This window comes from Pseudoalteromonas sp. BSi20495, assembly GCF_000241185.1.
In the GTDB taxonomy this organism is placed as follows: Bacteria; Pseudomonadota; Gammaproteobacteria; order Enterobacterales; family Alteromonadaceae; genus Pseudoalteromonas; species Pseudoalteromonas fuliginea.
In genome coordinates, this window is sequence record NZ_BADY01000082.1 from 1 (window position 1) to 25,018 (window position 25,018).

A 25,018-nucleotide genomic window follows, 5' to 3' on the forward strand; every position below is an offset into this window, starting at 1 on the left:
GGTAGGTGGATACAACACGTATTACGCAAAACTTGACGGCCACGACCTTGCAACGCCCGATGGCAAAGAAAATGTAGAACTTAACTTTACTTCTGGTCTTCGCTCTAACCCTGATACGTGGGAGTCTGATGAGGTACAGTTTATTTCTATGTGGGGTAAAAAAAATCTCAACTTAAAAGGCATCGCTAAAATAGCAATTAGCGTGCAAAGTACATTACATGACAAAGAGCTGGCAATAAAATCTATTTCACTTCGTAAAAACCCTCAATTTAATACCGCTTTTTTAACCAAAATTGTTGATGAATTTGGCCAAAATGCAAAACAAGAATTTGCAGGGAAAGTACATTCAGAAGCCGAGCTATTGAGCGACAAAAAACAAGAAGCAACACAGTTACTTTCTAAACGCCCTACTAACCGCTCACGCTTTGGTGGCTGGGCAGAAGGTCCAAAATTAGAAGCGACTGGTTATTTTAGAACGGCTAAATACAATGATAAATGGTCATTAGTCGACCCTGATGGCTATTTATATCTTGCAACTGGCATTGATATTATTCGTCTTGCAAACTCAACAACACTGACGGGTTACGATTTTGATCAAGCGTTGTTAGCTAAACCAGCTGATGCCGGTGTAACACCTGAGGATTCAAAAGGTTTAAACCAAGTAAATAAAGAAGCGCTTAAAAGCCGCTTTGTAGCGTCACAAGTGCGTAAAAATTTATTTGAATGGCTACCTGATTATAGCGATCCACTCGGTAAACATTTTGGCTATCGTAAAAGTGCGCATTCGGGTCCGTTAGAACACGGTGAAACATATAGCTTCTACGCTGCTAATTTAGAACGCAAATATGGTCAAAATAATGCAGATTACATGCAAAAATGGCGAGAAGTTACCCTCGATAGAATGATTACATGGGGCTTTAGTTCATTAGGCAACTGGACAGATCCGAGCTACTACGATAATCAAAAAGTGCCCTATTTTGCCAATGGTTGGATTATAGGTGATTTTAAAACCGTATCAAGCGGCAACGATTTTTGGGGAGCCATGCCGGATGTATTCGACCCTGAATTTACAGTGCGTGCTAACGAAACCGTTAGTGTTGTTGCAAAAGAAGTTAAAAATTCGCCTTGGGCAGTAGGTGTATTCATTGATAACGAAAAAAGCTTTGGCCGCCCTGATTCTGTTAAAAGCCATTATGGTATTGTAATAAACACATTAGGCCGTGATGCTAAAACAGTCCCTACTAAAGCTGAATTTTCTCGCTTAATGAAAGAAAAATATACTGATGTCGCTAAACTTAATAAGGTATGGCACTTAAACTTAGCCTCATGGGTTGAGTTTGACAAAGGTGTAACGGTTGATATAAAAAATGAAGAGCAGCTTGTCGATTTTTCTATATTACTCACCGCCTATGCTGATAAGTACTTTAGTGTGGTAAATGCCGCTATGGATAAATACCTACCAAATCATATGTATTTAGGTGCGCGTTTTCCTGATTGGGGCATGCCTATAGAAGTTGTTAAAGCCTCGGCTAAATATGTTGATGTAATAAGTTTTAACGCATACAAAGAAGGCCTAAGGGATGACAAGTGGGCGTTTTTATCACAATTTGACAAACCCGCTATAATTGGTGAGTTTCATGTTGGTTCATCTGATTCAGGATTATTTCATCCTGGGTTAATACATGCTGCTAATCAACAAGACAGAGCAAATATGTATACCGATTATATGAACTCAGTGATCGACAACCCCTACTTTATAGGTGCTCATTGGTTTCAGTATATAGATTCTCCGATTACAGGCAGAGCTTACGATGGCGAAAATTATAACGTAGGCTTTATAAGTGTCACTGATAGACCCTACATTGAAATGATTGAAGCCGCTAAAGCGATGAATGAGTCTATGTATGAGCGACGATTTAAAAAATAATTGCACATTCATCATTTAATTGTATATTTATTGGCCTGTTGTAATGTGTTAACAATAGACCATTCCTTTTTTTTTATATACACTGAGATAAGTACATGATCTTAACTCGAATAACGACTATTTATTAACCGTAGCTAAGGTCACATAAAGTAAATTAAATCTAGGAATAAATATGGCTGGTAACAGAGCAACAAAAATTTTGTCTGTAAAAGATCAAATCGCTGAACAATTACGTTCAGATATAATCTCTGGTGAAATGCCACCACAAACTAAGTTAAATGAAAAAGAGCTGGCTGAGCGCTTTGGTCTCTCCAGAGGTCCAATTCGAGATGTGATTTTGCAGTTAACAAAAGAAGGTCTGTTGATTTCGCGAAATAATTGCGGCGCATCAGTCAACAGCGTACTAGAGCCTAAGCTACAACGTTTAATGATTAAACTTCGTCGCAGCATTGAAGAGTACGCAATCACAGAGTTAAACGGTAATTTAACTGAGCAAAACATTGCTGAACTTGAAGGTATCTTAGCATCTCTAGAAGACGCACTCGATCGCGAAGATTATACCGAAGTAACTAAAATCGATATTTCGTTTCATCAGTATTTAATATACCAAGCTGGGGGCGAAGAGCTGGTAAATATTTGGTATCCGTATGTCATGCGTATGCGTTTAAACTACAAACGTATTACCTCAAGCTCTGAGTGTGTTAATGAGCATCGCGCTATTTTAGAAGCACTTAAAGCTCAAGATAGCGCCGCAGCAGTTAAGGCTGTAAAACATAATATCAAGTAACTACTTTCGAAGTCATTTTGATACTCCGTTATATAAACTAGCGGCTATGAAGTCATAAGGGCATGTTGATCTTTGTGGATTGAAATTTGTTCAATCTAGGAGCCGATTTAATCACGGCCCGAGATTTGTAGTCTAGTGGGCTACCGAGCAAAACCTCCGCATCCAGCTCACGCCCCTTACCATCATCCATGTAGGTAAGAAAGAGTAAATCGCCCTAGTTTATATAAATTTCAGTTATAAAAAACTACCCTTTATTTATTACATTAAATGCATGAACACTCAATATCACTGAACGAGCTTTACACGCATTGAAACTGATGCGCTACGCCCTAAATTATCAACCACTCTTACGTCAAATTCGCCTACTTGCGGGTGCCAGAAAAGAGGCGTATCCCGCTCTACTTTACCAACAAAGCTGTTATCTACAAACCAATATAAAATACGTGAATCTGTATCTGTGATTGCGCTAAAAGGCAGGCCTTCTTGCTTCAATTTACTGGCTCTTATCGTGTAGCTAATTAAATTACTCGGGGATGTAATACTCGGTGCTGAGCCTCGTGTACTCGTGTCATTAATTAAGCATGAATCTAAATAAGGTGGAGGCTGGCGTTTAACAATGCCTGCTTGTTTAAATAATCTGACTAAGTCAGATGGCCAAAATTCGTAAACTGCCTTTGTAGTTGTAGATTCAACATACTGACAAGCACGTAATCCCGATACTTTATCAATATAAATTTCACGATGTACATCCGATACTTTAATTGGCGACTTACCTGGAATAAAAAGCCCTTTTTCTGTTTTAGGGCAATGCACATTAGGTAAATCACCTGTTGTTGAACAAATATCTACTTCTGTAATATTTAAACCACCTGGTTTTATATTGCCTTTGATTAAGCCGTAACTATCTAATGAACGTATTATTTCAAAAAATAAAGGCGCGGCTGCTTGTCGCCCAATAAAAGATGGGTGCCCTTCTCCTGAGAAATTACCCACCCATGTAGCTAAAACATACGGACCAACAATACCTACTGACCATGCATCGCGAAAAGCAAATGAAGTACCTGTTTTCCAATATACAGGATATGATTGTCTTCTTTCTTTTTGAAATGAAATTTCATCGACTGCATTATTTTCACTTAACATTTGTAAAGTCAGGTATGCAGCCTCTGGACTGAGAAGTTGCTTAATATGATCTTTTTGATTATTTGGTTTTTTTGGTTAATACCAGTGGCGTGTTTATTTAATATAATTTCATCTTTATACACCCCTAAATTAGCCAACATGGCGTATAACTTAACGAGCTCTAACATCGTTACTTCACTGCCGCCTAGCGCAAGCGCTAAACCATAAAACTCTTTAGGCCGAAGCTTTTTAACATCGGCTGCAACGAGCAAATCGTATAACCCAACTTTTTTTAAGCGATACATTAAATTAACGGCTGGCACATTACGGCTCAAAACTAGCGATTCAGTGGCTGATATAGGCCCTAAGAACTGCTGGTCATTATTCTCTGGTGTATATCCTCCAAAGCGTTTGGGGGCATCTTTTACAAGCGTTAATGGATGAATTAACCCTTCCTCTATAGCAAGCGCATAAATAAATGGTTTAAGGGTTGAACCTGGTGAACGCTTAGCTCTTACACCATTTACTTGACCGCTAATGTCATTATTAAAAAAATCCACAGAGCCTAATTCAGCAACTACTTCCATAGTTTTATAATTTAGTAAAATAGCAGACGTATTACTAAGCCCGTCTCTATGCCTGCGATTAATGTAATTTCTTGCATGGCGCTGAAGTAAGTTTTGTAAATTAAGGTCTATCGACGTTTTATATTCTCCAGGCTTTAGGTGCGGGTACTCGCTTTGTAAATTATTAATAAAATGTGGGGCTTCAAAAGGCAAGTCTGAAGAGGCATATACCTTTATCGGTAATTGCATAGCTGCTAGCCAGTGTTTATCATCTGGGTGCTTTTCAAGCCAACGAGTAAACAGTTTTTTTCTTGTTTCTAGCAATACCAATTTAGCCGATTTTTTAATGGGATTTCGTTTGGTTGGGTTTTGCGGGATTAAGCTAAGTAATAATGACTCAGGTAAATTAAGATCAATAGCTGGTTTCTTAAAATAAATTAAACTGGCTGCACCAACACCTTCAATATTTGATCCATAAGGCGCTAAGTTAAAATACGCCTCGAGTATTTGGTTTTTACTGTAGTGTCTCTCAATTTGTAACGCTCGAAGTATTTGTTCTACTTTTCCAAAAATAACATGCGTATTCATCCCAAAGTGCAACCGGGCTACTTGCATTGTTATTGTTGACGCACCGACTCGGTGACTTCTTTTAATATAGCTAGTATAAAACGCATTTATTAAAGCAATAAAATCGATACCAATATGCTCATAAAAGTCTTGGTCTTCATACAATAAAGTAGCTTGTTGAACGCTCAAAGGGATTTTATCTATTGGCGTCCATAATCTATATCTATCGTCTGCGGCTAAATTTAAACGAAGTAATTTATCACTGCTATCGTAAAAAGCCGTTGAGTAAGCATTGGGCTGGGTAATATCCGGCTTTGGAGTAAATAAATACAACAGCACTGCAAGCAGTGCTGTTGTAAAAAAAGCCGTTTTTATTATAAAACTAAGCTTTTTATTTAGCGTCGGTAACATCAAAACGACCCGATTTTGAGTGCGCTTTAATACTTAAATCATACATAGATTCAGCATAAGCCGATGGCACTACAAAGCTGCCAGATGCAGTAACCTTAACCTTATAAGTAAGCTCAGTCATGCTATCGCCAAAGCTGCCATACAATATAACCCGATCCTCTCGAATATCTTTATAATCAGAGGTCCAGCGATTATAACTATTGCGAACGCTGTCTCTGAGTACTTCAAACCCACCAGGTAGTAAATCAATAACAGCAACATCCGAAATATTTTTACCCGTTGTACTACGCACTCGTAATACAACGTTTAGTTCTTGACCTTGAACAGCGGTGGTTATCACATTACCTTTATCGTCTTGGTATTCTCTGACAACTTCTAAACCATTACTTAATGACTTTTGTGGCACGTTTGTATCAAAACCAGCTTGGCTCATCATGTAAAATGAGCGAGGTGGCGCTAATACATCAAGCGTTTTAACGTCATTTAAAAACGAGGCTTTAGGATAAGGTGTATAGGTTACGTCTAATGCCTTTTTTTCTGCCATTGTCGTTGTTGCCATTATTTTTACATCTTCAGGCTGGGCTTGTGATAACGCAACTTTTGAGTATGCCGTCATAGCAAGTACAGACCAAGCAGACGACAACGTGTTGTAGTCTCCTTTAAAAATAGGGTCAACGACATTAAACAAATCATCTTTAGTTAACTGCTTTAAGCGAGCAGGAAAATGTTTTGATAACAAATAAATATACTGTCCGTCGTGAGCTAAACGTGAGTCGTAAGCGCCCCAATTATCGTGCTGGGTATCTTGCCCAATTTTATAGCTATTGATCAGTGCTTGCGCTTTGTCGCTTGCACGTAATAGCTGATAAGTTGCGCCCATAAACGCGGACGTTATATCTTGTTGCCATACTTTGCTATTACTCGCATTTACACTTTTTTCTAAATCAGATAAGTAATTAGTTGTTACCTCACCTTGTCGTGTTAGCAAATAAATGGCATAAGCGCGGTTTCTGTCATTCGTCTCTAAAGATCCGCTCGCTATACTGCGCACACCTTCAAAACCACTGCTCCACATATCATAAGGTATTGCTACGCCCGCTTCTTTTGCATCTAATAAAAAATGCATAACATAAAGAGAAGAATAAATAGATGCACTAGAATTACCCGGCCATAACATAAATCTGCCATCAGGTAACTGACGTTGACGAAGGGTATCTATTAAGTTGTTTATACGCTCATGTTTATAAGATACATTGCCCATATAACTTGGGTGTTCTAAATAACTCAGCACCGGAAACACACTACTCACTACTTGCTCGGTACACATATGAGGAAAGTTATCTAAATAATTAATAAGACCATCAACAAGCGCTAACGGGCTTTGTGAAGCGGTAATATTATTTTTTGATAAGTTAGGATATAGCTGTCTCGAAACCGCTATTTCTTTTTTACCTGATTCACTAAAGCCACTTTCAAAGCTACTAACAAATGCAACCGCAGGGCGCACACTTAACGTTGCCGTGCGTTGGCTAACATTGTCACCCGATAACGCAGTAAATGTAATTGATGCAGCGCCAAGCTTATCAAGCACTTTCACTCTAAACGTTAATGTCTCTTCTGATTTTTCATCAATATTTAGCGTTAATTTTTTATCGCTTATTATTTCAATGTTGCTTGAAGTAAGCGCTTCTACCGTAATTGGCAGTTGTTTACCTGAATCCTCAACGCCATTAGCAATACCAAGTACAATATCAAACTCATCGCCTGGTGCTGCTGTCGTTAATACATTGGGGGTTAATACAAAGGGCCCTTTCACAAGTGTTGTACTTTCTTTAACACCAACACCCTCGTCATTTACGGCAATAGCAATTACACGTACCTGACCTGCAAAAGTATCTGGGATAGTAAACGTATGTTTTTTCGTTTTAGCATCAGCCGATAAAATACCAGACCAAAATGCGACTGGTTTTTGTACCTTACGAGAAAACGGGTTAAGTTGCTTGCTCTTGCGGTTCATTGCCATTGATTCTGCATAACCACCACCCGTAGCTGCAAGCTCTTGCACTAGTTTAAATTCAGGTAAAATAAGATCAACAATTTGCATGGTACTGACTTCTAAAGCACGTTTTTGTAAGAAGTGATTTAACGGCTTTGGCGTCCGATAATTCGCCACTTGTAAAATACCTTCATCTACAGCAAATAACAGAACACGTGAAGGTGATTTGGCACTATATGAAATGACTAAATCGTCACCTGGTTTTACTTTATCAGGTATGTTTACGTCAAAATCTATTGCGCGTTTACTACGATCAATCGCAAATGGTTTAACTGCGTAGCTTAATGGGCTTGTAAATATTTCTTTCGATTCAAGGCTTCGAACAAATGAAACATTAACATACGCATTGCCTTCTATCCCTTGAGGTAACGTTATGGTTTGTATGCTACTTGTTGTTTTACTCTCAAACCATTTAAAAGCGTGTACTTTATTAGTTTCAATTGTAATTAAACCCGAGCCAACATAGGGCGCTACAATACTTATTTCAATTGTTTCGCCCGGTTTGTAATCCGGTTTATTTAATTGAACTTGCAGTTCAGCATTCTTTTCAAGCTTACCCGCTAAGTTACCCGTGCCGGTTATCGTAAATGATACCCTACTAACGGTATTCCCTTTGCCATCAACGAGTTCTATTAAGTAATCACCTGGTTCAGCAGTGGGTAATTCGTAGTTTGCGCCATCTTGTTTAATGTAAAACGGATTGCTTGATACCTGTTTGTTTTTTCTAACCGATTGGTACTTATAAGTGCCGTTATTTTGTTGCACCAACGTAGATACATATTGTTGTTCTATTAAATTTAGCGATAAATCATCACGAGCTACTTGCTCAGTTTCTGAATTAATATTAATAAATTTTACAACACGTTTTGACTCTTTTGATATGTAGCTTAAATCGCCATCGGCTTTATAACCAACTAACTGCTCAACGGGTGAAACAAGCACCGAGCTGCTTGCACGAACACTTTTACCACCGCCTTCTTCATACCCTTGTACTGCAAAATTTAACTGATAAGTACCTGCCTCATAGCGAGTTAAGTCAATATCAAATTCTGCCTTGCCTTGTTCATTAGTTTTGGTTTCGGTTAATGATTCAATACTGTGTCTAATATTTTTTCCTTCACTGTGGGGATCAGAAAACACATAATCTTTGTATTCATTAAAGTAAAAACCAGCTGGAGATAAACGTAAATCAGCAGTAACACGTCTATTTTGAGCGGGTGTACCAAATAAATTTTGAAGGCTCACCAATGCTTTAAATTTTGAGCTGTTTACCCACCCCTTTGCAGATGATTGAGAAAATTGACTACTAATTTTCAATCTATCGGGTACAAACTCTTCAACTTTAAACTGAGTACTGCCTAATTGGTCGCGGCTATTATTATTTTTAATAAGTTGGACCGATACATAATACGTTCCGGTATTGGCGCTATTTTGTGTTTTAAAGTCAAAATCAAGCAATCCATACTTATCTAAGCTCACTCGTTTATTATAAACAGTTGTCCCTTTAGGATCGGTAATTATAAGTTCAAGCGGTATATCGCCCAGTTTTGCAAAGTTTTGTTGCTTAACAATCGTGGCAAGTTTAACACTATCGCCTGGTCGATAAATTCCACGGTCAGAAAAAACAAACGCATCTATTTTATTACTACCACTGAGCCCAGAACTTACACCGCCGGTATCAAACCGAGAGTAGTTAACCATTCGAGCATAGCGATTATAAGGAATAAAAGACATGTCACTTTTAGTTTCGACTACAAAAGCAACGGGAGTTTGATCATCAGTAAACCACGTTGTGTTGTCGAAAAATGCGTGCCCCTCAGAATCTGTTTTAGCATTTAAAATAACTAATCCGTTTTTCCCCAATAACGACACCTTCGCTTTTGCTACCGGTTTTCCTGTTTCAATAGATTGGACAAATATATCGCGAGATCCATCTGCATTATTTTTTACCAAAATACCTAAATCAGTAATAAGGATAAGTCGTTTTTCTTGGGGTCCATATACGTAATTATCTTCTGTATTTAACGCTTGAGCATTTATAAAAAATAAGCCTAAACCAACTGACTCATTATACTTACTACTCAAATCAATAGATGAATAGACCGCTTTTTTAGGGTGCTGTGGTTTTAAATTAACTTGTCTGGTAAAAATTGAACTTATGTTTTCTTCTGTAAAGTAATAATTATTAAATTCTGGATTAGAAATATCACCACTGGTTTGACTTATAAGGTGGTTAATTTGATTGGCTTCTACCCTACCTACTTTAACGTGAAGTGCGTTTACACCGCGGGTCAAAAATGACAATTTATGATCGCCATTTTTTGATAATATAGACCCTTTAGACATAATATTTACTTGTGTCGGATAAGCCGGCGTATCTAAAATAGTGTCGTATTTATTCACCATCGTAAACTCACCCGTCGACTTTAATCCCTTATCAATCGCGATATAAACTTGCTGGTTTTGAGGGGCGTCAAACGTAAAACTGTGTAACTTAGTTGTATCTTGCGCGGTAGGAATCGCATTTAACTTAACTTTTTGAGATTGCTTAAGCACTGCATCAGTAACTTCTCGTGGGCTACTGAAGTACTTATAGTTACCTTTTGAATCTTTAGTCGGTAATACGTAAGCAACCATTTTACTAACCACATCTTGCGATGAAATATCATCTGTGAAGTCTAAAACAAGTGTTTGTTCGGGTTCCCCTTGCGTATTTTTTACCATCAACACATTGGCCGTATTTACTCTAAAAAAGCTATTTACACTTGGGATCAACACGGCGTCTTTGATCTCTACTGTTGTTTGAGAAGGACCCATAACCGGCTTTACACCGTTATTAATAACAAAATACAGATAGCTTTCGGTATCTTGAATACGTATTTGCTCTGAAGTAATGTAAATCTCTCGTTGATGCTTGTCGTAAGTAACATCAAATTTATATTGTGCGAGTTCGTTCTTGCCATCTTGCTCAAGTGATTGAGTCAGCTTTAAATTATTTTTTATGGTGTTTATATCTGTTGGGTGAGTCGCTTTTAATGTTGCAACCACCTTGTGACTTTTTTTAACGTTAGGATCTTGATAAAAAGCGAGCGAGCTTAGTGTTAGTTCAAAGTTGGGAGTTTTAAATACATGCTCATTATCACTTAGATGTATATCACTTTTAAAAATAGATGAATCAAAACGTACCTTATATTCTTGCCCTGCTGACCAATCTTGTTTTGGGATAAATTTAAGCTGGCTTTCACTATTCCAAGACCACTGTCCAATTAGCTCAGGCGTGACTTTTATACCTGTGGGAATCACTTTGCCAACAAGCGCAAGCTTTGCGACAGAGTAAGACACTGCATCCGTGTTTTCTACATCATCTAAAACGGGAGTAAAATCAATATAAAGCGGTTCAGGGTTTAAAACATCAGATAAAGTGGTAACAGCAGGTGTAGAGTGAGTTGCTTTGTAACTAATTGGCTGTGGTAAGGAAAGAAAAAAACAATAGCCTGCTATAATTAATATCAGCATTAGCACGGCGCTAAAAAATGCTGTTTTGCGCTCTTTAGCAAACCTAAGCACATTATTTATAGCAGTAATTAACCATTTCGGTTTATGCCAAATAATGACACCAAATACATTTAAAATAACAAAAAATGTGGTCAGTAAAACCCACACACTGCCAACTGTTTTTTCGGTTACATTTACGTTGCCAAGTAAGCTTGCAACCAAACTAAACAAACCCGTTCCTATGGCTGAAAAAGCAATACTCATAAATAAACTAGCTATTTTGTGAGCGAGTTTACTTTGTTTAAGATTAACCTCTTTTGGGTTAGCCTCTTTTGAATCGGTTTTTGTATTCACGTTCAAAATCCTTTTTCTTTATACTGCAATATCAATAAATGAGAGAACTCATACTTATAATCTGGTTATTTATATTCTTGTGGGACGAAACGGTAATGCCCCGTAATTTTAAAATCGAAAAGCATGTCGCTTTTTTCAGGTCCTCGACCAATATTATGAACAATTAATGGATTCCCTGTGTCTTTTGCTAACTCATTCACAACCATACCAATGTGCGGCAAATTACCTGGCAGCATCCACGTTACAATGTCACCCGTTTTATAGTCGTTCACGTTACTTGATTTAGCGAGCACTTGGCCATGATTTTTAAAGTAAACCTGTAAGTTTGGCACACGGCGGTGGTCTATATTTTTATCCGGTTTGGTTAAACCCCAAATACGCTTAGAGGGATATAGCTCAAAGCTTTTTAACATGTCCTCATGCACAAGCTTTTGCAAATCAATACCTAAAAGTCGATATGATCGAATAACTACATCGGTACACACCCCTACATTAGCGGGCACATCGCCACCCGGATAAGCAATAGAGTGATAAGACCCATCGTAGGTAACGTTATGTGTTGTTCTTTCAAGTAACGCAGCCACAATATCGTCATCAAACGATGCCGCATAGGCATTTACACTAAGTAAGCTCAGTAAAAAAACAGTAAAGCGTGTCATATGCAATCCTTTGAAAATGTTAATTAACTACAACGCTTGAACCACGTGTTCAGGCACGTTTATTTTCTTGCCATTATTTGTAAAGTGCTTATCAAGACCATACGCCATGACTTCAAGTGACGCAGCTGCATAACCAACCTGCTGAATTTCGGTTATGTAACGCAACATAAAAGCCTCGGCCCCAAGTTCACTCCATTGGGCTACGTGAACAAGTTCATGAAAATGCACAGCTAAATTATCAGCTACGTAAGGAAGCATGTAATAAGTGTTTTTGTATGTAGTACCTGCGGCATCCATGTCAATAAAATCGTCTAATCCCATTTCACGCAAAAAAGGAAAGCTAGGTTTGGGTATTTCGTCGACAATAACGTAAAAGGCATTTTTTAAAAATTCGACAGGATAAAACCCTGCAAACTCACTAGCAAATTTCTCACAGCTAATTCTTTGGGTTTTATATTTAATATTTGTTGCATCAATCCATTGTTCTATTTGTTCGAGCACGTCCATTCTCTTAATCATCAATGTTTACTGGCTTGACCTTTCCCATTGCGATATAAGCCGATAAGTTAAATGATACCAAAACCAAGGCGAATAATCGAACTCCAAAACCTAAGAAGTGAACTTATAATAGTGTCCAGTTGTAGTTCATTTATTATTTCATCGGTATCAGCATAAACTAATGCACACGTAAAACCAGTGGGGGTAAGTAACGCTAATTAATAAAAAACCTATTTTAAATCGTGTAACCATTCTACTAATTTTTTAACATGCCCGCTTGAACATAAGATTAGATGGCAAGCTTGTATATAACCCATTGAGTGCAAAATATTTAGTGTTTCTGCAGGTAGTTGCTGTAGTGTCTCTGCGGCAATAGAATACAAGTCATTGTAGCCTTGTGTTTTGCCATTTGGTTTAGTGATGTTTAGCTGCACTGCTTCAATTAAATCGTGTTTTAGTAAGGTATTGATAAAAGCAGTTGTACGTTCGCCGCCATGCATAAGCTTTATCAATTGCTCACTCACATTATTTAAATATGTGGTTGGCTCCCCTGTTTCGTTAAATAACCGTGTTCCCTCACTATTATTTACTCTTGGGTGTTGTTCGTTAATTGTAACAGCGAGATCTGTTTGCTCGGTCTTGTTAGTAAGTTTATTTCCTATTCCTAACTTAAATGGTTGTCGCTGTAAGTGTAAAGGTACGTATGTGGCATGCCATATATCATTTTGTAAAAATAAGTTTTGCCCCTCATCAAAGCCAGTTAAAGCATATAGTTCAAACTGGCCAGTTTGATTGTTCTTCATAAAATAGACTGGGTAGTCTAATGCAAGTTGAGCAAGCTCATCAGCAATAACCGGAATGTAGTTTACTGCTTCGCCGTATTGTGTACCGCGTTCAGTTTTAATGCGAGTGTGCTTATGTGTATTTTTATCGAGTAATACTGAGTTTGTCATAGTGTGTCGCTCTTATGTTTTAACTATATTTGCTGCATACCAAATTGATTAATTTGCGTTAATAATGCTTTATTGGTAGGTAATTTATTAAGTAATTTTTGGGTGTATTGCTGGTTGTTATTAACAAGCGCAATGGCCTTTTTAAAATAACTTTCTGAGTTGCCATACAGTTCGCTTGAGCCTGTAAACCCCATGCCATACATCACATATTGATAGCTTGCTGCTGGAAACACTTCTTGTGAATGATCAAAGTGGTTATCGCTTGGTGTATGAAATTCCCAAAGTGATAAGTTATCTTTTAAGCTTTGTGGAATAGTATTTTGATGACAGTGCGCTTGCCAAAATGGGCTGTCGGTTCGTTTACTCAACATATAATGCAACTTTAAAAAGTCGATTATTCGCTCCCATCGGTAGCTAAATGTACGGTTAAAACGCTGCGCGGTTATATTCATTACATGCCTATTGGCCGGAAATTGCTGCGCAACAAAATTGGCTGATATTTCTACCAGTAATAAAGCGGAGGCTTCCAGTGGCTCTAAAAAACCAGCTGAGAGGCCTACTGCGACACAGTTTTTATGCCAAAATTTTTCACGATGCCCTGGTTCGAAACTAAGCTTTTTAACTTTGTATTCGCTTTGCTGATCTTTATTAATATTTAAGTAATCAAATAATTGCTGCTTAGCATCTTCATCACTAATGTGTTTACTAGAGTACACATGCCCTATTCCACGGCGTGTTTGTAATCCTATATCCCAAATCCAGCCCGATGTTTGTGCTGTAGATAAAGTATGCGAGCATATTGGTTCGTCATCTTTGTATGGCATGTGTATGGCATGTGTATGGCAAGCGCACTATCAGCAAATAATACATCTTTACAAGATTTAAACCCCACCCCTAAGTTCTCACCTAGTAATAACGATTTAAAGCCACTGCAATCGATAAATAGATCCCCAGCTATCTCTATTTTATTATTAAGGCTAACGCTTTTAATATCGCCATTTGTGCAATTGTTTACACCGACGACAGTGCCTACAATGTGTTTAACATTAAGATTATCAATGCAGTGGTTTTTTAAAAATGTAGCGAATAAGCCTGCATCCAAGTGATAAGCATAATTTGCTATTGCACTAAATTCGGGTGTTGTGATTTGTTTGGGAGCTAATCCACTTTCGCATATTGACTGCTGCGCACTTACATACTGGGCAAAAGGAGGTTGTGCGTTATTAATATTAAGCCAGCTGGTGGCTAAATTATTTTCAAACATACCCGTAGGTAGCTCAAGCGGGTGATAATAGTAATCATCATTTTCTCCGGTTACCCACTTAGCAAATTTAGCACCTTGCTTAAACGACACATTACATTGTTGAATAAATTCAGTTTCACGAATACCCATGTCTTTAAGGGTTCTACGCATAGTCGGCCACGTTCCTTCGCCAACGCCAACTGTAGGAATATCTGAGGACTCTAACAGCGTTATATTTATTTTTTTGCTGTGATGTTTTTGCAAATACGCCGCAATTATTCCTGCACTTAGCCATCCTGCAGTTCCACCGCCAACTATTACTATTGATTTAATATCATCGTTCATAGCAACCTCGTTAGTTAAAAGGCAAAAACGACAGCGCTGAGCTGTCGTTTTGTATTATTTGTCAATAAACTAACTTACCATTTAGCACTTAAGCCAATGCTAAAGCGCGGACCATATTGCTCAGCAGATACTAATTGCTCTGCAAAACGACCATGGCGGCGTGTTGTTTCATTCGTTAAATTAAGTGCATCAAAGCTAACACCCAAGGTGTCGTTAATGGTGTAATTAAAACTAAAATCTAGCTGACCATACGCCTCTGTAAATGTAGGCTCAGTTCCCAAAGACAGTAAGAAATCATCGCGCCAGTTATAGGCTAAACGTACTTGGTAATCATCGTTTTCGTAAAAGCCGACCAAATTACCTGAATCGCTTAGTCCTGCTAGTGCAATTGTTTGGTCAAAATCATACGGTTTAAACGATTCATCGCTATTCACTATCGTATAATTAGCAACCACGCCAAAGCCTGTATCAGGCACCATGTACTGCGCATTTAATTCCCAACCATCTACTTCACGATTTTGAAGATTATCTGGCGTTGCAATATCAAATGTAACAATCGGGTCTGACGCTTGGCTTAAACATGCTGGGTTAGGTGTATCTGAACTATCAGGACAACCAGGGCGGGGGTTAACACTTGGATCGCGTAACGGCTCGCCATTTACATCATTTAGCGTACCTTGCACTACGCCTGCACCAATGAAGTTTTCAACAAACTTTTTAAAGTAACCAACTGATGCATAGCTTCCGTCGTCTCCATACCACTCAACTGAAAAATCAAAGTTATCTGACGTAATTGGCAATAAGTTAGGGTTACCTTGCGATGCATTAAACGGTCCTTCAGGACGGGCGTTAATGGTAGTTGATGGGAACATACCACCAATACCTGCACGAGCTAATGTACGACTATATGAAAAACGAGTTTTAAAGCCGTCATCTAAGTCGGCGCTTATATCAAAGTTTGGTAATATACGTGTATAACCGCCTTCAAGCTCCTGCGGTGTTGCTGTTGCAGCAAATACAGGGCGAAGCTCTTCAGCATGACGATAGTTAAAAGCAACAACCTCAGGCTTGACTGAATAACCTGTTACATCGGTGTCTTCGTAGCGCACACCGACATTCATATCAATTGGAATATCGTTAAATTCGGTTTTAAGATCAAATGATACATATATCGCGAGCGTTTGCTCCTCAACCCCATTTGTAGAAATATTTGGCTCAATAAATAATCCTTCATCTCTGACAATATCTACAAAATCGTTGGCACTGTAACGTGGAATAAATGGAAATAGCTGATCCGAACCTGAAAACTCATCAGCAAAGTCACCTTGTTCATCAAAGGTTAGCCCTAGGTTGTCTAGAGGAATATCCACAAATGAGAACTGCTCAGAAAGATAAGTATCAATTTGGTAATCGGTATACATTACACCAAAATTTATAGCGCTGAGTGCCCCACTCTTCAAATTCTCCCATTGCCCACTTGCATGATACTGCTTAATGGTATTTTTCATTTCATAGCCACGGCGCTGATATAAATCTGACACAATATTAGCTGGGTTGTAAGCTCCACCCGCCAATGTTGAATCATCAACCCCAATAATCGGAATGTCACCAGAGAAGTTAGCACTGATGGATTTAACCGAACCTGGGACATTCTTTAAATTTGCAATTGTTTCAGCTGTATCACCATCTGGGTTTGAGTGTGATGTAGAGTTATGAGCGTCAAACGTAAGTTTCAATGAATCGCTTGCTTGCCACGCTAAATTTAAGCCTAATGAATCGTTTTCTTTTTCTTCGTAAAGCTCCCACGCCCAAAAATTCAACTCATCATTTGCATTTTTAATATCGACTAAAGTGCCATTTTCATCGGCGGTGCCTGTTGGGTTATCGAACCAAAATGCCATTTTATTTGTGTTACTAATTTCTTCAAAGCGCGATAAAGTGTAATCAAGTGTAGCCGTTAAGTTGTCATTAGGAGCATACTGTAAAACCAACTGCGCATTTTGGCGTTCTCGCTTAGTTTCAAAGCGCTCCATTTCTGGCGTCCAAGGTACCCAATAAGTACCCGTTGGATTAACTGTTGTATCAATTGCACTGCTATCAACACCGGCAGCATTTGCTCGGTTACGTACCCAACCTTGCGATGTGCCTACGCGCTCTCGGCCACTTTCTCGCTCTGAATGCGACAGCGCAAGTAAAACACCAAACGTATCATCAGCGAATGTTTGGCTAACCATTCCCGAAATTTCTGGTGTTAGGTTTGATTTCTCTGAGCTGGTGTCTTTAATTGCCTTTGCATTTGCAAATGCTTTAAAACCGTCAAAATCAAATGGTTTTGCTGTATTTATATTAATGGTTGCGCCAATACCACCGGAGGCTACATTCGCTTTACCCGTTTTATAAACTGATACGCCCGACACACTTTCAGCCGCAATTTCTCTAAAGTTAAAGCTGCGAGAAACTCCCGCTTCTTGTAAAACCGAAGAGTTTGGCATTTGACGACCATTTAAGGTTACTAAATTAAAGCCAGGACCAAAACCCCGAACACTAACTTGGTTGCCCTCATTGTTTGCACGGTCGATTGATACACCACTAATACGTTGCAGCGATTCAGCTAAGTTAGTATCAGGTAACTTACCAATGTCTTCTGCTGATATAGCATCTACGACGCCTGATGAATCTTGCTTTATTGACGCAGATTTACTTAATGCGCTTCTGATACCTGTTACTTGGATAACTTCAACATCACTTTGTACAGTTGTCTCGTTTTCCTGTGCGGCGTAACTTACTGGAGAAGTTATCAGCATTGCCGCGCAAATCGCATTTAATTTGAATTGTGTGTTAGTCATTATTGCACCTAAATATTGTGTTTATAACTTTTAACCATTAGCAGGTTATCTATGGGCATTATCATTGTTAAAATAACATTGTTAACAATTAACTTTATAGTAATGGAATTTAACTAACCAAGTCAAACAAATTGACCATTTATTTTACAAATAACGTTTAGTTTTCGCTCAAGAATGAGTGGGAATAAATATTTAGTGAGCTAAAAAGGCGGTATAAGAGTTAATTTTTCGCGGCGCTGGTTAAGAGGTTTATCGACATATTGAGCCATAAGGATATTTAAATTTATCTTTCGAGGCTGAATTTGCAGCAGTATGTTTGACTTTTAGGCAATGCAGAGCCTGTGTTGTGTCGCAACGCAGCATAAATGCCAAACAACCGCTATCCTTGGTTCCTCCTAGGCGCGAGTTAATACTTAAGCGCTAAAATTAAGTTTAGCGCGCCAATAATGATGTAATTTTTTGCGCTGTACTTTTAAGTTCATCAATAACACATTGCTTATTTGAAGAAGTATTAAGTGCTGAATCAAAAGACGAAATGGTAAGTGCGGCTATTAATTTTGCATTAGGCTTACCTATTAATACGCTAAAGTCGTGTACACCAGCGATCAGTGGGTTATTTTGTACAAGGTATCCTTGCACTTTAATTAAATCGAGCTCGTTCAATAACTGATGACATTCATTTTCATAAGCACTATACGTTTCATCGTGTTCAATAAGCATCTGGCGCACTTCGTCATTACTGTTTGATAAAAGTACTTTACCTGCACTGGAACTACTCAGCGTAAATAAAGCCCCTTCTGCAATACTTAAATGCATTGGACTTTTGCTACGCGCTTGCACAACAACCATTGCTTGGCTTTGATACAACATACTTAAATGGCAAGACTGCCCACTATTTACAGCCAAATCTTCCATATGCGGTAATGCCGATTGCAGTACATTATCCATAGGGGAGATACTTCGTGATAAATTATAAAGCTTTAACGACAGACAATATCTGCCCGACTCCAGTGAGCGAACTAAATAGCCACGCTTTTCAAGGCCCACGAGCACTCTGTATACCTCATTAGGTGTTCTAGAAATACCAGATGCTATTTCACTTTGCGTACAAGGTGCGTTATTTAGAGCTAAAAACTCTAATATATCCAAACCTTTATCTAAAGCGGGCACTGCATATTTTGCTTTTGACTTATCGTTCATAGATGTCCTTTGTTTGAATTTCAACCTAAAATAACTTGTATCTTTATATATAAATTTAAAAATTTTTTTGACTACAAAAAACAATTTACTTATTTACAATCAAGCACATAGCGAATAAAAATCAATTCATATATAAATGCAGTATTTTTATATAAATTAAACTTGACCTAAATGCATAACCGATCAAATATTGTCAACAATAAACAAATAAATAGAAAAATGGAACTACATTTATGTCACACACTTATTTAACACCACAACAAATAGCTGATTTTCACCGTGATGGTTATATTATTGTCAAAAATTACTACAGCGCTGATGAAATTGAGCTACTACAACAAACTGCTTTTAATGACGATACACTCTATGAACGAGCATGGGACAAAAAAGACGCCGATGGCGCTGTAAGTAAAGTCTGTTTATGGCAAAAAACAGGCGACGATTTATACAGTATGTTTTCTCGCGGTCGTCGCTTAATTGAAGTATGCGAAACACTTATTGGCGAAGAGGTGTACCACACCAGCACTAAAATTATGATGAAAGAACCATTTGTAGGTGGCGCCTGGGAATGGCACCAAGATTTTGGCTACTGGCATCGTGATAATTACATGCTTTATCCAAAATCAATTAGCTGTATGGTCGCCATTAATAAAGCGACGCAAGAAAATGGTTGCTTGCAAGTACTTAAAGGCTCACATCATTTGGGACGATTGGATCACAGTAAAACCGGTGACCAAAAAGGCGCCTGTTTAGAGTTTGTAGAAGAAGCAATGAAGTACCATGAACTTATAAATGTAGAACTTGAACCAGGTGATGTACTGTTTTTCCACTGTAATTTACTGCATAAATCAAATCAAAACCGCGCTGCCGAACCTCGTTGGTCAATGATCAGTGCTTACAATGCGATTAGCAACCAGCCATTTAAAGAAAACGAAGCTGTTTATTATCCATTAAATCGCGTTAACGATGATGCTATTTTAAATTTTAAAGCAAAAGAACGCACTTAAAGTAACCTTCTAGCCTAAACCAGCTTATGCATTATAGCCCAATGCATAAGCTGGTTTTTTTATATGGAAAATTCTGTATGTTAACCTCAGAGCAAAAACACCTTATACCTCACGCTACTCCTAAAAATGACGAAGACCCACACGGGAAAATAATTGGCCAAGGTAAATTTAAATACAAAATAGACGCCCACTGGGGAAAGTTAAACCCCAATAAATACCCTATAGAAAATTGTCATGCGATGGTGATGGACTCACAAGGGAGAATATTTATGATCACCGATAACACGACTAATAATATTTTAGTGTATAGCCAAAACGGTGAATTACTTGACGCTTTTGGAAGCTCTTTTCCTGGTGGACACGCTATAAAAATTGTAAAAGAAGGCGAGCAAGAATTTCTATACGTTGTAGATAGTGGCTGGATTGTTAATCGCCACTGGGATGGTCACAGCACAGAGCAATGGGATAGCCCTACTAACAATGTCATTCCACAGGCTGGCTTTATTGCCAAAATGACCTTAGATGGCAAACTAATATACAGTATCGGCCATCCACAAACGTGCGGTGCTTATAAACCCGAGCAACCTTTTCGCTCTACTGACATTGCCATTGCCCCCAATGGGGATTTATATGTCACCGATGGTTATGGCAGCGACTTTTTACTGCATTATGATAAACAAGGTCGCTATATAAACCATTGGGGCGGTCACCATAATGAAGACAAAAATTACAATTTACACAACACCCATGGGGTTGAAGTAGACTTACGAGATCCCTTAAATCCTACATTAATAGTAAGCTCTCGTTTTGAGCAATGTTTAAAAGTATTTTCGTTTGATGGTAAGTACCTTGATAGAATTAGCGCTAATGGGGCATATATTGGCGGTCCCGTGTTCAAAGGTGAACTATTTTATGCACCAGTTTGCTGGTCGCATATTGACAATAAAAATGCTGACGATTCTGGTTTTATTAGTATATTTGATAAAAGTAACACGCTAATAGCTAATTTAGGGGCACCGCAACCGCAGTATATAAATGGAGAACTACAGCCGATGCAAAGTAACGGGGACATTTTTAATCACGTGCATTGTATTTGCGTAGATCAAGACGACAACTTATATGTAGGTCAGTGGAACTCCTCTAAAACATACCCAATTAAATTAATAAAACAGTCATGCTAAGTTTAACGCTCTGAGAATAGTGTTTATTTTTAATAATGAGTACCTTGTACTCATTGTAAAGCATAAAACTCACAGGCTTAACAGCAAAAATACACCTAAAGCCATTCCCAGCATATTTAGTATTAGTTTATTTGTATTGTGTTAGGCAGTAGTAGCGATACAAATAAAAAAACTGCGAAGCTATCATATAGATAAACCCGCAGTTTGTTTATTACTAAACCTTTATTACACGTTTTTAGCGAGTAATATGTTTACTCATTTTAAAGTTTTGTAATGTTAGTGAACTAACTGCACCACCACTGTCAGGGAATGTAACTTCAATATTGTTAGTTTTTTTAATGTTATTATATGGCACTGGAATTTCAATAACACCAAAGAAACGCTCACGTCCAAGGCCACCATTTTTTTGATCATATCCTCTAAAATCAGTAGGAATAGCGACTCTATTACCATTAACAGTTACAACTGGCGTTAACGACTTACCATGAGGGCGGCCAACACCTAAGCGCAATGTAGCCTCGCCATTAGCCCCTTTATCTACATTGTTAATAGTAAAGAACTGGGTCGCGTTGGCTGCAATATTTTTAACTACTGCACTTGCGTAATGCTTAGTCTCTTGATTAATATTGTTAATAACAACATTTTTTTGGTGACTCACTTTAATTATCATGGTTGACTCAGAGCCTAATACAACAGAGCTTGGGAGTGTTGTTCTGTTGCTGTTATCCAATACTGGTTTGCCTTGGGCATTAGGATATAAATGCTTAATATTTACACCCGTTACGTTGTTAGAACCCTTGCCTAAAACACTTAAATCAATATTGGTCGGTGAAAATTCAAGGCTGTTTAATACCAAATAAACATCTTTGCCATCAACATACGCGTCAGCTTGAATATCCATATCGCTTGCCCAGCTATCTATTCGCGTCCCTTTCATATCAGACCATAACTGGTAAAACTTGACCATTTCGGTGTAAACCCATTGCTCGCCGGTTTCACCTTGACCTTCTTTAGCTTGACGCAGTAGACGCCAGTAATAGGGAATAGTGTCGCTTATACGGCCCCATTCTGCTTTTAATGGAATAAACGGAATGGCTTTATCAATAGTTTGGCCTTTCCATAAAGCTCATCAGCATAGAGCTCATTGCCTTTAGACATAACCAGTCACGTTGCGGTGTCCATTTAGTACCAAATGAGCCTTGTAATTGAGAGCCATATTCGGAAATAACTAACGGCTTAATACTTCCCCATTTATAAGCCATATATTGCTCAACCATATCAAGGGTCGCTTCCATATTGCTGCCTTTTCGGTACTGTATTTGATGCTGACCACCAGGGCCACCTGGGAAATTTGGAAAGTCATATAAGTGCATCGAAATAAAGTCCATTTTATTTCCTGCAATATCTAAAAATGCCTTGTCGCGTTGCTTCCAGTTATCGAAAAATTGTGACCCTTTTTCATAATCAGGAAACGCCACCGTAAAGCCCCCTACTTTCACATCATTCAGTGCAGGGTTAGCATTAATCACATCAGCAACTGAGTTATGCAATCTAAAAATGTCATAGAGGCTTTCTTTATCATAACCGGTATGCGGAAAGTCGTGCAGTTCAAACAGTGGCTCGTTCATTACCTCAACATACGTTGGGCGCTTTTGACCAAGGCTATCTGATGGGCCTGATTTAAAGTATTTTTGTAAAAACTGCGCCATGTAGTCGCCCATGGCTGTACCTAGTGGTTCAGCCGCAGTATCTCTTTGCGAGAAAGACCAATTTTGATTACCAATTTTAGTGCCATCAGGATAATAAGGATGTTGCTGTGCAGCGACAATTAAATCGCTGTTACGCCCTTCATGCTTTCGCATTGTTTTAGCTTGAGCTGTTGTAATATTGGTGTAATTCCATTTTACTCCGCCGCCATTTGTTGTTGCGGTTGCTGCGCTTGCATAACCTGGTTTTGCTGAATCTTCTGGTAATTGTGTTAGTTGATATTTCATGCCCCCTGTATCACGACCAAAGTACACATCGTAATCTTCTAAAAAATGCGTCATTAAATCAGGAACAGCATTAGGCGCATTTAAGCTTTGAGCGTTATTTCCAAACCAGTCACTTTCGGTATTTGATGAATGTAACGTAATAAATTTACGACGATCGAAGCTATCAAACTGTCCTACAGCATGTTTTGTATCAATATTAAACTGCACTTTAACAGCGTGCACATTAAAGGTACTTGAAAGTAATAGCGCACTCGAAACCGCACAATACAATGATCTTTTTTTCATAACTGTTACCTATCTTGGTGTAAAAATTAATCCTTTGTGTAAAGGCATGGAACTCACAATCAATATAATGTTAACAATTAACAAAATGCAACGGTTAGTTAAAGTTTTGTTCAAATTTCACACTTTAGTGGTAATTAACGGGACTAAGTTAACGCCGTAAATGAACAAGCTGAACACCCTATTTACAACTAGGTATTTAGAGAGTGTTAACTTTTTGAGGTTGAATTTGCTGCAGCATGCTTGGTTTTTAGCCAAACCAGAACCCAAGCATTTGATAAAAAATATTTTATGTGTGACTTTTAATTACATTCTAATTATTTCAGACGTTTTTCAGTGTTAACAATTTGTTGTTATTCATTCAAAAGGAAGATGACTCATGACCACATTGGTTAACTTATTTTAGTGGGACTCACTCATAAAAAGTAATCTATAGATTTGCTGAATAGAATTTAATAAGTAACAGGCTGATTAATAAATATAAACTTTATGAGTAAACTGGCTCAAAAATAAAGCATTTCTTTTTGTCATTTATAGTAAACATAAAAAAGCGCTGAGGGTATAAACCACCAACGCGTTATTAATATCAAGTTAAGTCCACAAAAATCACATTTAATCGGGGCTAATTATACTTTTAAATACTTAACCTTCCTCTTCAATAAGTGACTCTAGTAAGTCATGTATTTCAGCTTTAAGCTCTTTGTCTTCAATTTTATTAGCACTGACTTTAGCGTTTTGTAAGTTTTTAATCGCTTCGTCTTTTTGACCTATTTCTAACTGTAACGTAGCCATTGAAAAAGCAACCGATGACATATGATCTTTGTTATTAATTGCAATTGATTTCTCTAACGCTTTTTCATAAGTGGTGATCGCTTCTTCTAGCTCTTCGGTAAAATCAGCTAGGGTTTCCCATTGCACTGGGTGATCTTTAGACGTATTTTCGTTTTCCATACAAATAGCTTTTAATTGAGCAAATAAAGACTCAAACTTTTCACGATCATTTTTATTAGCAGCCGTCATTAGCTCTTCTGCTAAGTCGTGTACCGCTTTGTATACTTTTGTGTTCATCATTACGTGTTACCTTTTAATGCAGCTAAACTCAATTACTCACTCAATTTAGCCAAAATATAGCATTCAGCCATTACAAAACATGTTTTAACAACTGATTTATTTAATTTGGTCTATAGCGTAATAATACATTAATAATAAACATCGGGTAGGCGTTAAACACTTTGTGATTAAAATTTTACCGAAATTATTGCTTGTAACCTTAAATGCGAAATAAACTCGCAAGCCAATCGAAGGTAAAGATGGTTGTAAATACCTTAAGCGCAATAACAGCTATAAACAATAAGAGAATTAGCGCTTTAGCTTTGTTACTTTTAAGATTGTTCCAATACAATAACTTTGCATTAAATTCTGTTTTTAACTTTGAAACAGCTTCTTTCATGATAATTCCTGATCAAATATTTTTGTACAGTAATTGTAACAACCACAAGTTACTCAAACTGATTTCATAACATTT

16 protein-coding genes and 1 pseudogene are annotated in these 25,018 nt (G+C 37.9%); 4 read left to right on the plus strand and 13 right to left on the minus strand.

The genetic code is table 11. The features are described 5' to 3' along the window. Both P20495_RS20615 and P20495_RS08875 read left to right on the plus strand, forming a co-directional pair. On the plus strand, nucleotides 1–1,927 hold a 1,927-nt coding region (locus P20495_RS20615; protein WP_033015885.1), incomplete at its 5' end, for a hypothetical protein. Between the two features lie 172 nt (nucleotides 1,928–2,099). Further along, nucleotides 2,100–2,714: a GntR family transcriptional regulator gene (locus tag P20495_RS08875; protein ID WP_007586156.1), complete on the plus strand. Its 615-nt coding sequence runs from the start codon at nucleotides 2,100–2,102 to the stop codon at nucleotides 2,712–2,714. A 285-nt stretch (nucleotides 2,715–2,999) separates the two neighbouring features. Here P20495_RS08875 and P20495_RS22525 read toward each other — a convergent pair whose 3' ends face one another. The 9 genes and pseudogenes from P20495_RS22525 to P20495_RS08845 form a co-directional block, all read right to left on the minus strand. Next, nucleotides 3,000–3,857 carry a hypothetical protein gene (locus tag P20495_RS22525; protein ID WP_008136649.1) on the minus strand — a complete coding sequence of 286 codons (858 nt, stop codon included), beginning with the start codon at nucleotides 3,855–3,857 and terminating at the stop codon, nucleotides 3,000–3,002. Between the two features lie 8 nt (nucleotides 3,858–3,865). Then, on the minus strand, nucleotides 3,866–5,380 hold the full coding sequence (pbpC, locus tag P20495_RS22530; RefSeq protein WP_008136651.1) for a penicillin-binding protein 1C: 1,515 nt from the start codon (nucleotides 5,378–5,380) through the stop codon (nucleotides 3,866–3,868). After that, the gene (locus P20495_RS08870) at nucleotides 5,361–11,285 is read right to left on the minus strand and encodes an alpha-2-macroglobulin (protein WP_008136653.1); all 5,925 of its coding nucleotides are present in this window, start codon (nucleotides 11,283–11,285) and stop codon (nucleotides 5,361–5,363) included. Before P20495_RS08870 ends, pbpC begins: the two co-directional genes overlap by 20 nt. Nucleotides 11,286–11,350: 65 nt before the next feature. After that, a complete protein-coding gene (locus P20495_RS08865; RefSeq protein WP_008136654.1) occupies nucleotides 11,351–11,944 on the minus strand; it encodes a DUF1287 domain-containing protein in 594 nt (197 codons plus the stop codon). A gap of 27 nt (nucleotides 11,945–11,971) precedes the next feature. Further along, nucleotides 11,972–12,451 carry a hypothetical protein gene (locus tag P20495_RS08860; protein WP_008136656.1) on the minus strand — a complete coding sequence of 160 codons (480 nt, stop codon included), beginning with the start codon at nucleotides 12,449–12,451 and terminating at the stop codon, nucleotides 11,972–11,974. Nucleotides 12,452–12,672: 221 nt separating this feature from the next. Continuing rightward, nucleotides 12,673–13,395 (minus strand): SapC family protein, encoded by a 723-nt coding sequence (locus tag P20495_RS08855; RefSeq protein WP_008136657.1) that lies wholly within the window; start codon nucleotides 13,393–13,395, stop codon nucleotides 12,673–12,675. A 23-nt stretch (nucleotides 13,396–13,418) separates the two neighbouring features. Then, a pseudogene (locus P20495_RS20625) lies at nucleotides 13,419–14,983 on the minus strand (tryptophan halogenase family protein). Nucleotides 14,984–15,057: 74 nt separating this feature from the next. Then, complete coding sequence (locus tag P20495_RS08850; RefSeq protein ID WP_008136663.1) at nucleotides 15,058–17,829, minus strand: TonB-dependent receptor; 2,772 nt, start codon at nucleotides 17,827–17,829, stop codon at nucleotides 15,058–15,060. Between the two features lie 432 nt (nucleotides 17,830–18,261). Then, a complete protein-coding gene (locus tag P20495_RS08845; RefSeq protein ID WP_008136664.1) occupies nucleotides 18,262–19,029 on the minus strand; it encodes an IclR family transcriptional regulator in 768 nt (255 codons plus the stop codon). Nucleotides 19,030–19,262: 233 nt separating this feature from the next. On the opposite strand from P20495_RS08845, the gene P20495_RS08840 reads away from it, so the two are divergent. Together P20495_RS08840 and P20495_RS08835 are read left to right on the plus strand one after the other, a co-directional pair. Further along, entirely contained in the window at nucleotides 19,263–20,036 is a 774-nt protein-coding gene (locus P20495_RS08840; RefSeq protein ID WP_007378079.1) for a phytanoyl-CoA dioxygenase family protein, read from the plus strand. Nucleotides 20,037–20,113: 77 nt separating this feature from the next. Beyond that, on the plus strand, nucleotides 20,114–21,217 hold the full coding sequence (locus P20495_RS08835; RefSeq protein WP_008136666.1) for a hypothetical protein: 1,104 nt from the start codon (nucleotides 20,114–20,116) through the stop codon (nucleotides 21,215–21,217). Between the two features lie 235 nt (nucleotides 21,218–21,452). Here the strand turns inward: P20495_RS08835 and P20495_RS22535 are convergent, their stop codons facing one another. The 4 genes from P20495_RS22535 to P20495_RS08825 form a co-directional block, all read right to left on the minus strand. Further along, the gene (locus tag P20495_RS22535; RefSeq protein ID WP_242401483.1) at nucleotides 21,453–22,184 is read right to left on the minus strand and encodes a hypothetical protein; all 732 of its coding nucleotides are present in this window, start codon (nucleotides 22,182–22,184) and stop codon (nucleotides 21,453–21,455) included. A gap of 133 nt (nucleotides 22,185–22,317) precedes the next feature. Beyond that, entirely contained in the window at nucleotides 22,318–23,496 is a 1,179-nt protein-coding gene (locus P20495_RS22540) for a hypothetical protein (protein WP_008136670.1), read from the minus strand. A gap of 639 nt (nucleotides 23,497–24,135) precedes the next feature. After that, the gene (locus tag P20495_RS08830; RefSeq protein WP_007378076.1) at nucleotides 24,136–24,564 is read right to left on the minus strand and encodes a hypothetical protein; all 429 of its coding nucleotides are present in this window, start codon (nucleotides 24,562–24,564) and stop codon (nucleotides 24,136–24,138) included. 199 nt (nucleotides 24,565–24,763) lie between these two features. Continuing rightward, nucleotides 24,764–24,943 (minus strand): hypothetical protein, encoded by a 180-nt coding sequence (locus P20495_RS08825; RefSeq protein ID WP_007378075.1) that lies wholly within the window; start codon nucleotides 24,941–24,943, stop codon nucleotides 24,764–24,766. Nucleotides 24,944–25,018: the final 75 nt, after the last annotated feature.

Bases quoted from the DNA above. Each gene is read 5' to 3' on its own strand.
- P20495_RS08875 (WP_007586156.1), top strand. From the start codon at position 2,100: ATGGCTGGTAACAGAGCAACAAAAATTTTGTCTGTAAAAGATCAAATC.
- P20495_RS22525 (WP_008136649.1), bottom strand. From the start codon at position 3,857: ATGTTAAGTGAAAATAATGCAGTCGATGAAATTTCATTTCAAAAAGAA.
- pbpC (WP_008136651.1), bottom strand. From the start codon at position 5,380: ATGTTACCGACGCTAAATAAAAAGCTTAGTTTTATAATAAAAACGGCT.
- P20495_RS08865 (WP_008136654.1), bottom strand. From the start codon at position 11,944: ATGACACGCTTTACTGTTTTTTTACTGAGCTTACTTAGTGTAAATGCC.
- P20495_RS08860 (WP_008136656.1), bottom strand. From the start codon at position 12,451: ATGGACGTGCTCGAACAAATAGAACAATGGATTGATGCAACAAATATT.
- P20495_RS08855 (WP_008136657.1), bottom strand. From the start codon at position 13,395: ATGACAAACTCAGTATTACTCGATAAAAATACACATAAGCACACTCGC.
- P20495_RS08850 (WP_008136663.1), bottom strand. From the start codon at position 17,829: ATGACTAACACACAATTCAAATTAAATGCGATTTGCGCGGCAATGCTG.
- P20495_RS08845 (WP_008136664.1), bottom strand. From the start codon at position 19,029: ATGAACGATAAGTCAAAAGCAAAATATGCAGTGCCCGCTTTAGATAAA.
- P20495_RS08840 (WP_007378079.1), top strand. From the start codon at position 19,263: ATGTCACACACTTATTTAACACCACAACAAATAGCTGATTTTCACCGT.
- P20495_RS08835 (WP_008136666.1), top strand. From the start codon at position 20,114: ATGTTAACCTCAGAGCAAAAACACCTTATACCTCACGCTACTCCTAAA.
- P20495_RS22535 (WP_242401483.1), bottom strand. From the start codon at position 22,184: ATGGTCAAGTTTTACCAGTTATGGTCTGATATGAAAGGGACGCGAATA.
- P20495_RS22540 (WP_008136670.1), bottom strand. From the start codon at position 23,496: ATGAAAAAAAGATCATTGTATTGTGCGGTTTCGAGTGCGCTATTACTT.
- P20495_RS08830 (WP_007378076.1), bottom strand. From the start codon at position 24,564: ATGATGAACACAAAAGTATACAAAGCGGTACACGACTTAGCAGAAGAG.
- P20495_RS08825 (WP_007378075.1), bottom strand. From the start codon at position 24,943: ATGAAAGAAGCTGTTTCAAAGTTAAAAACAGAATTTAATGCAAAGTTA.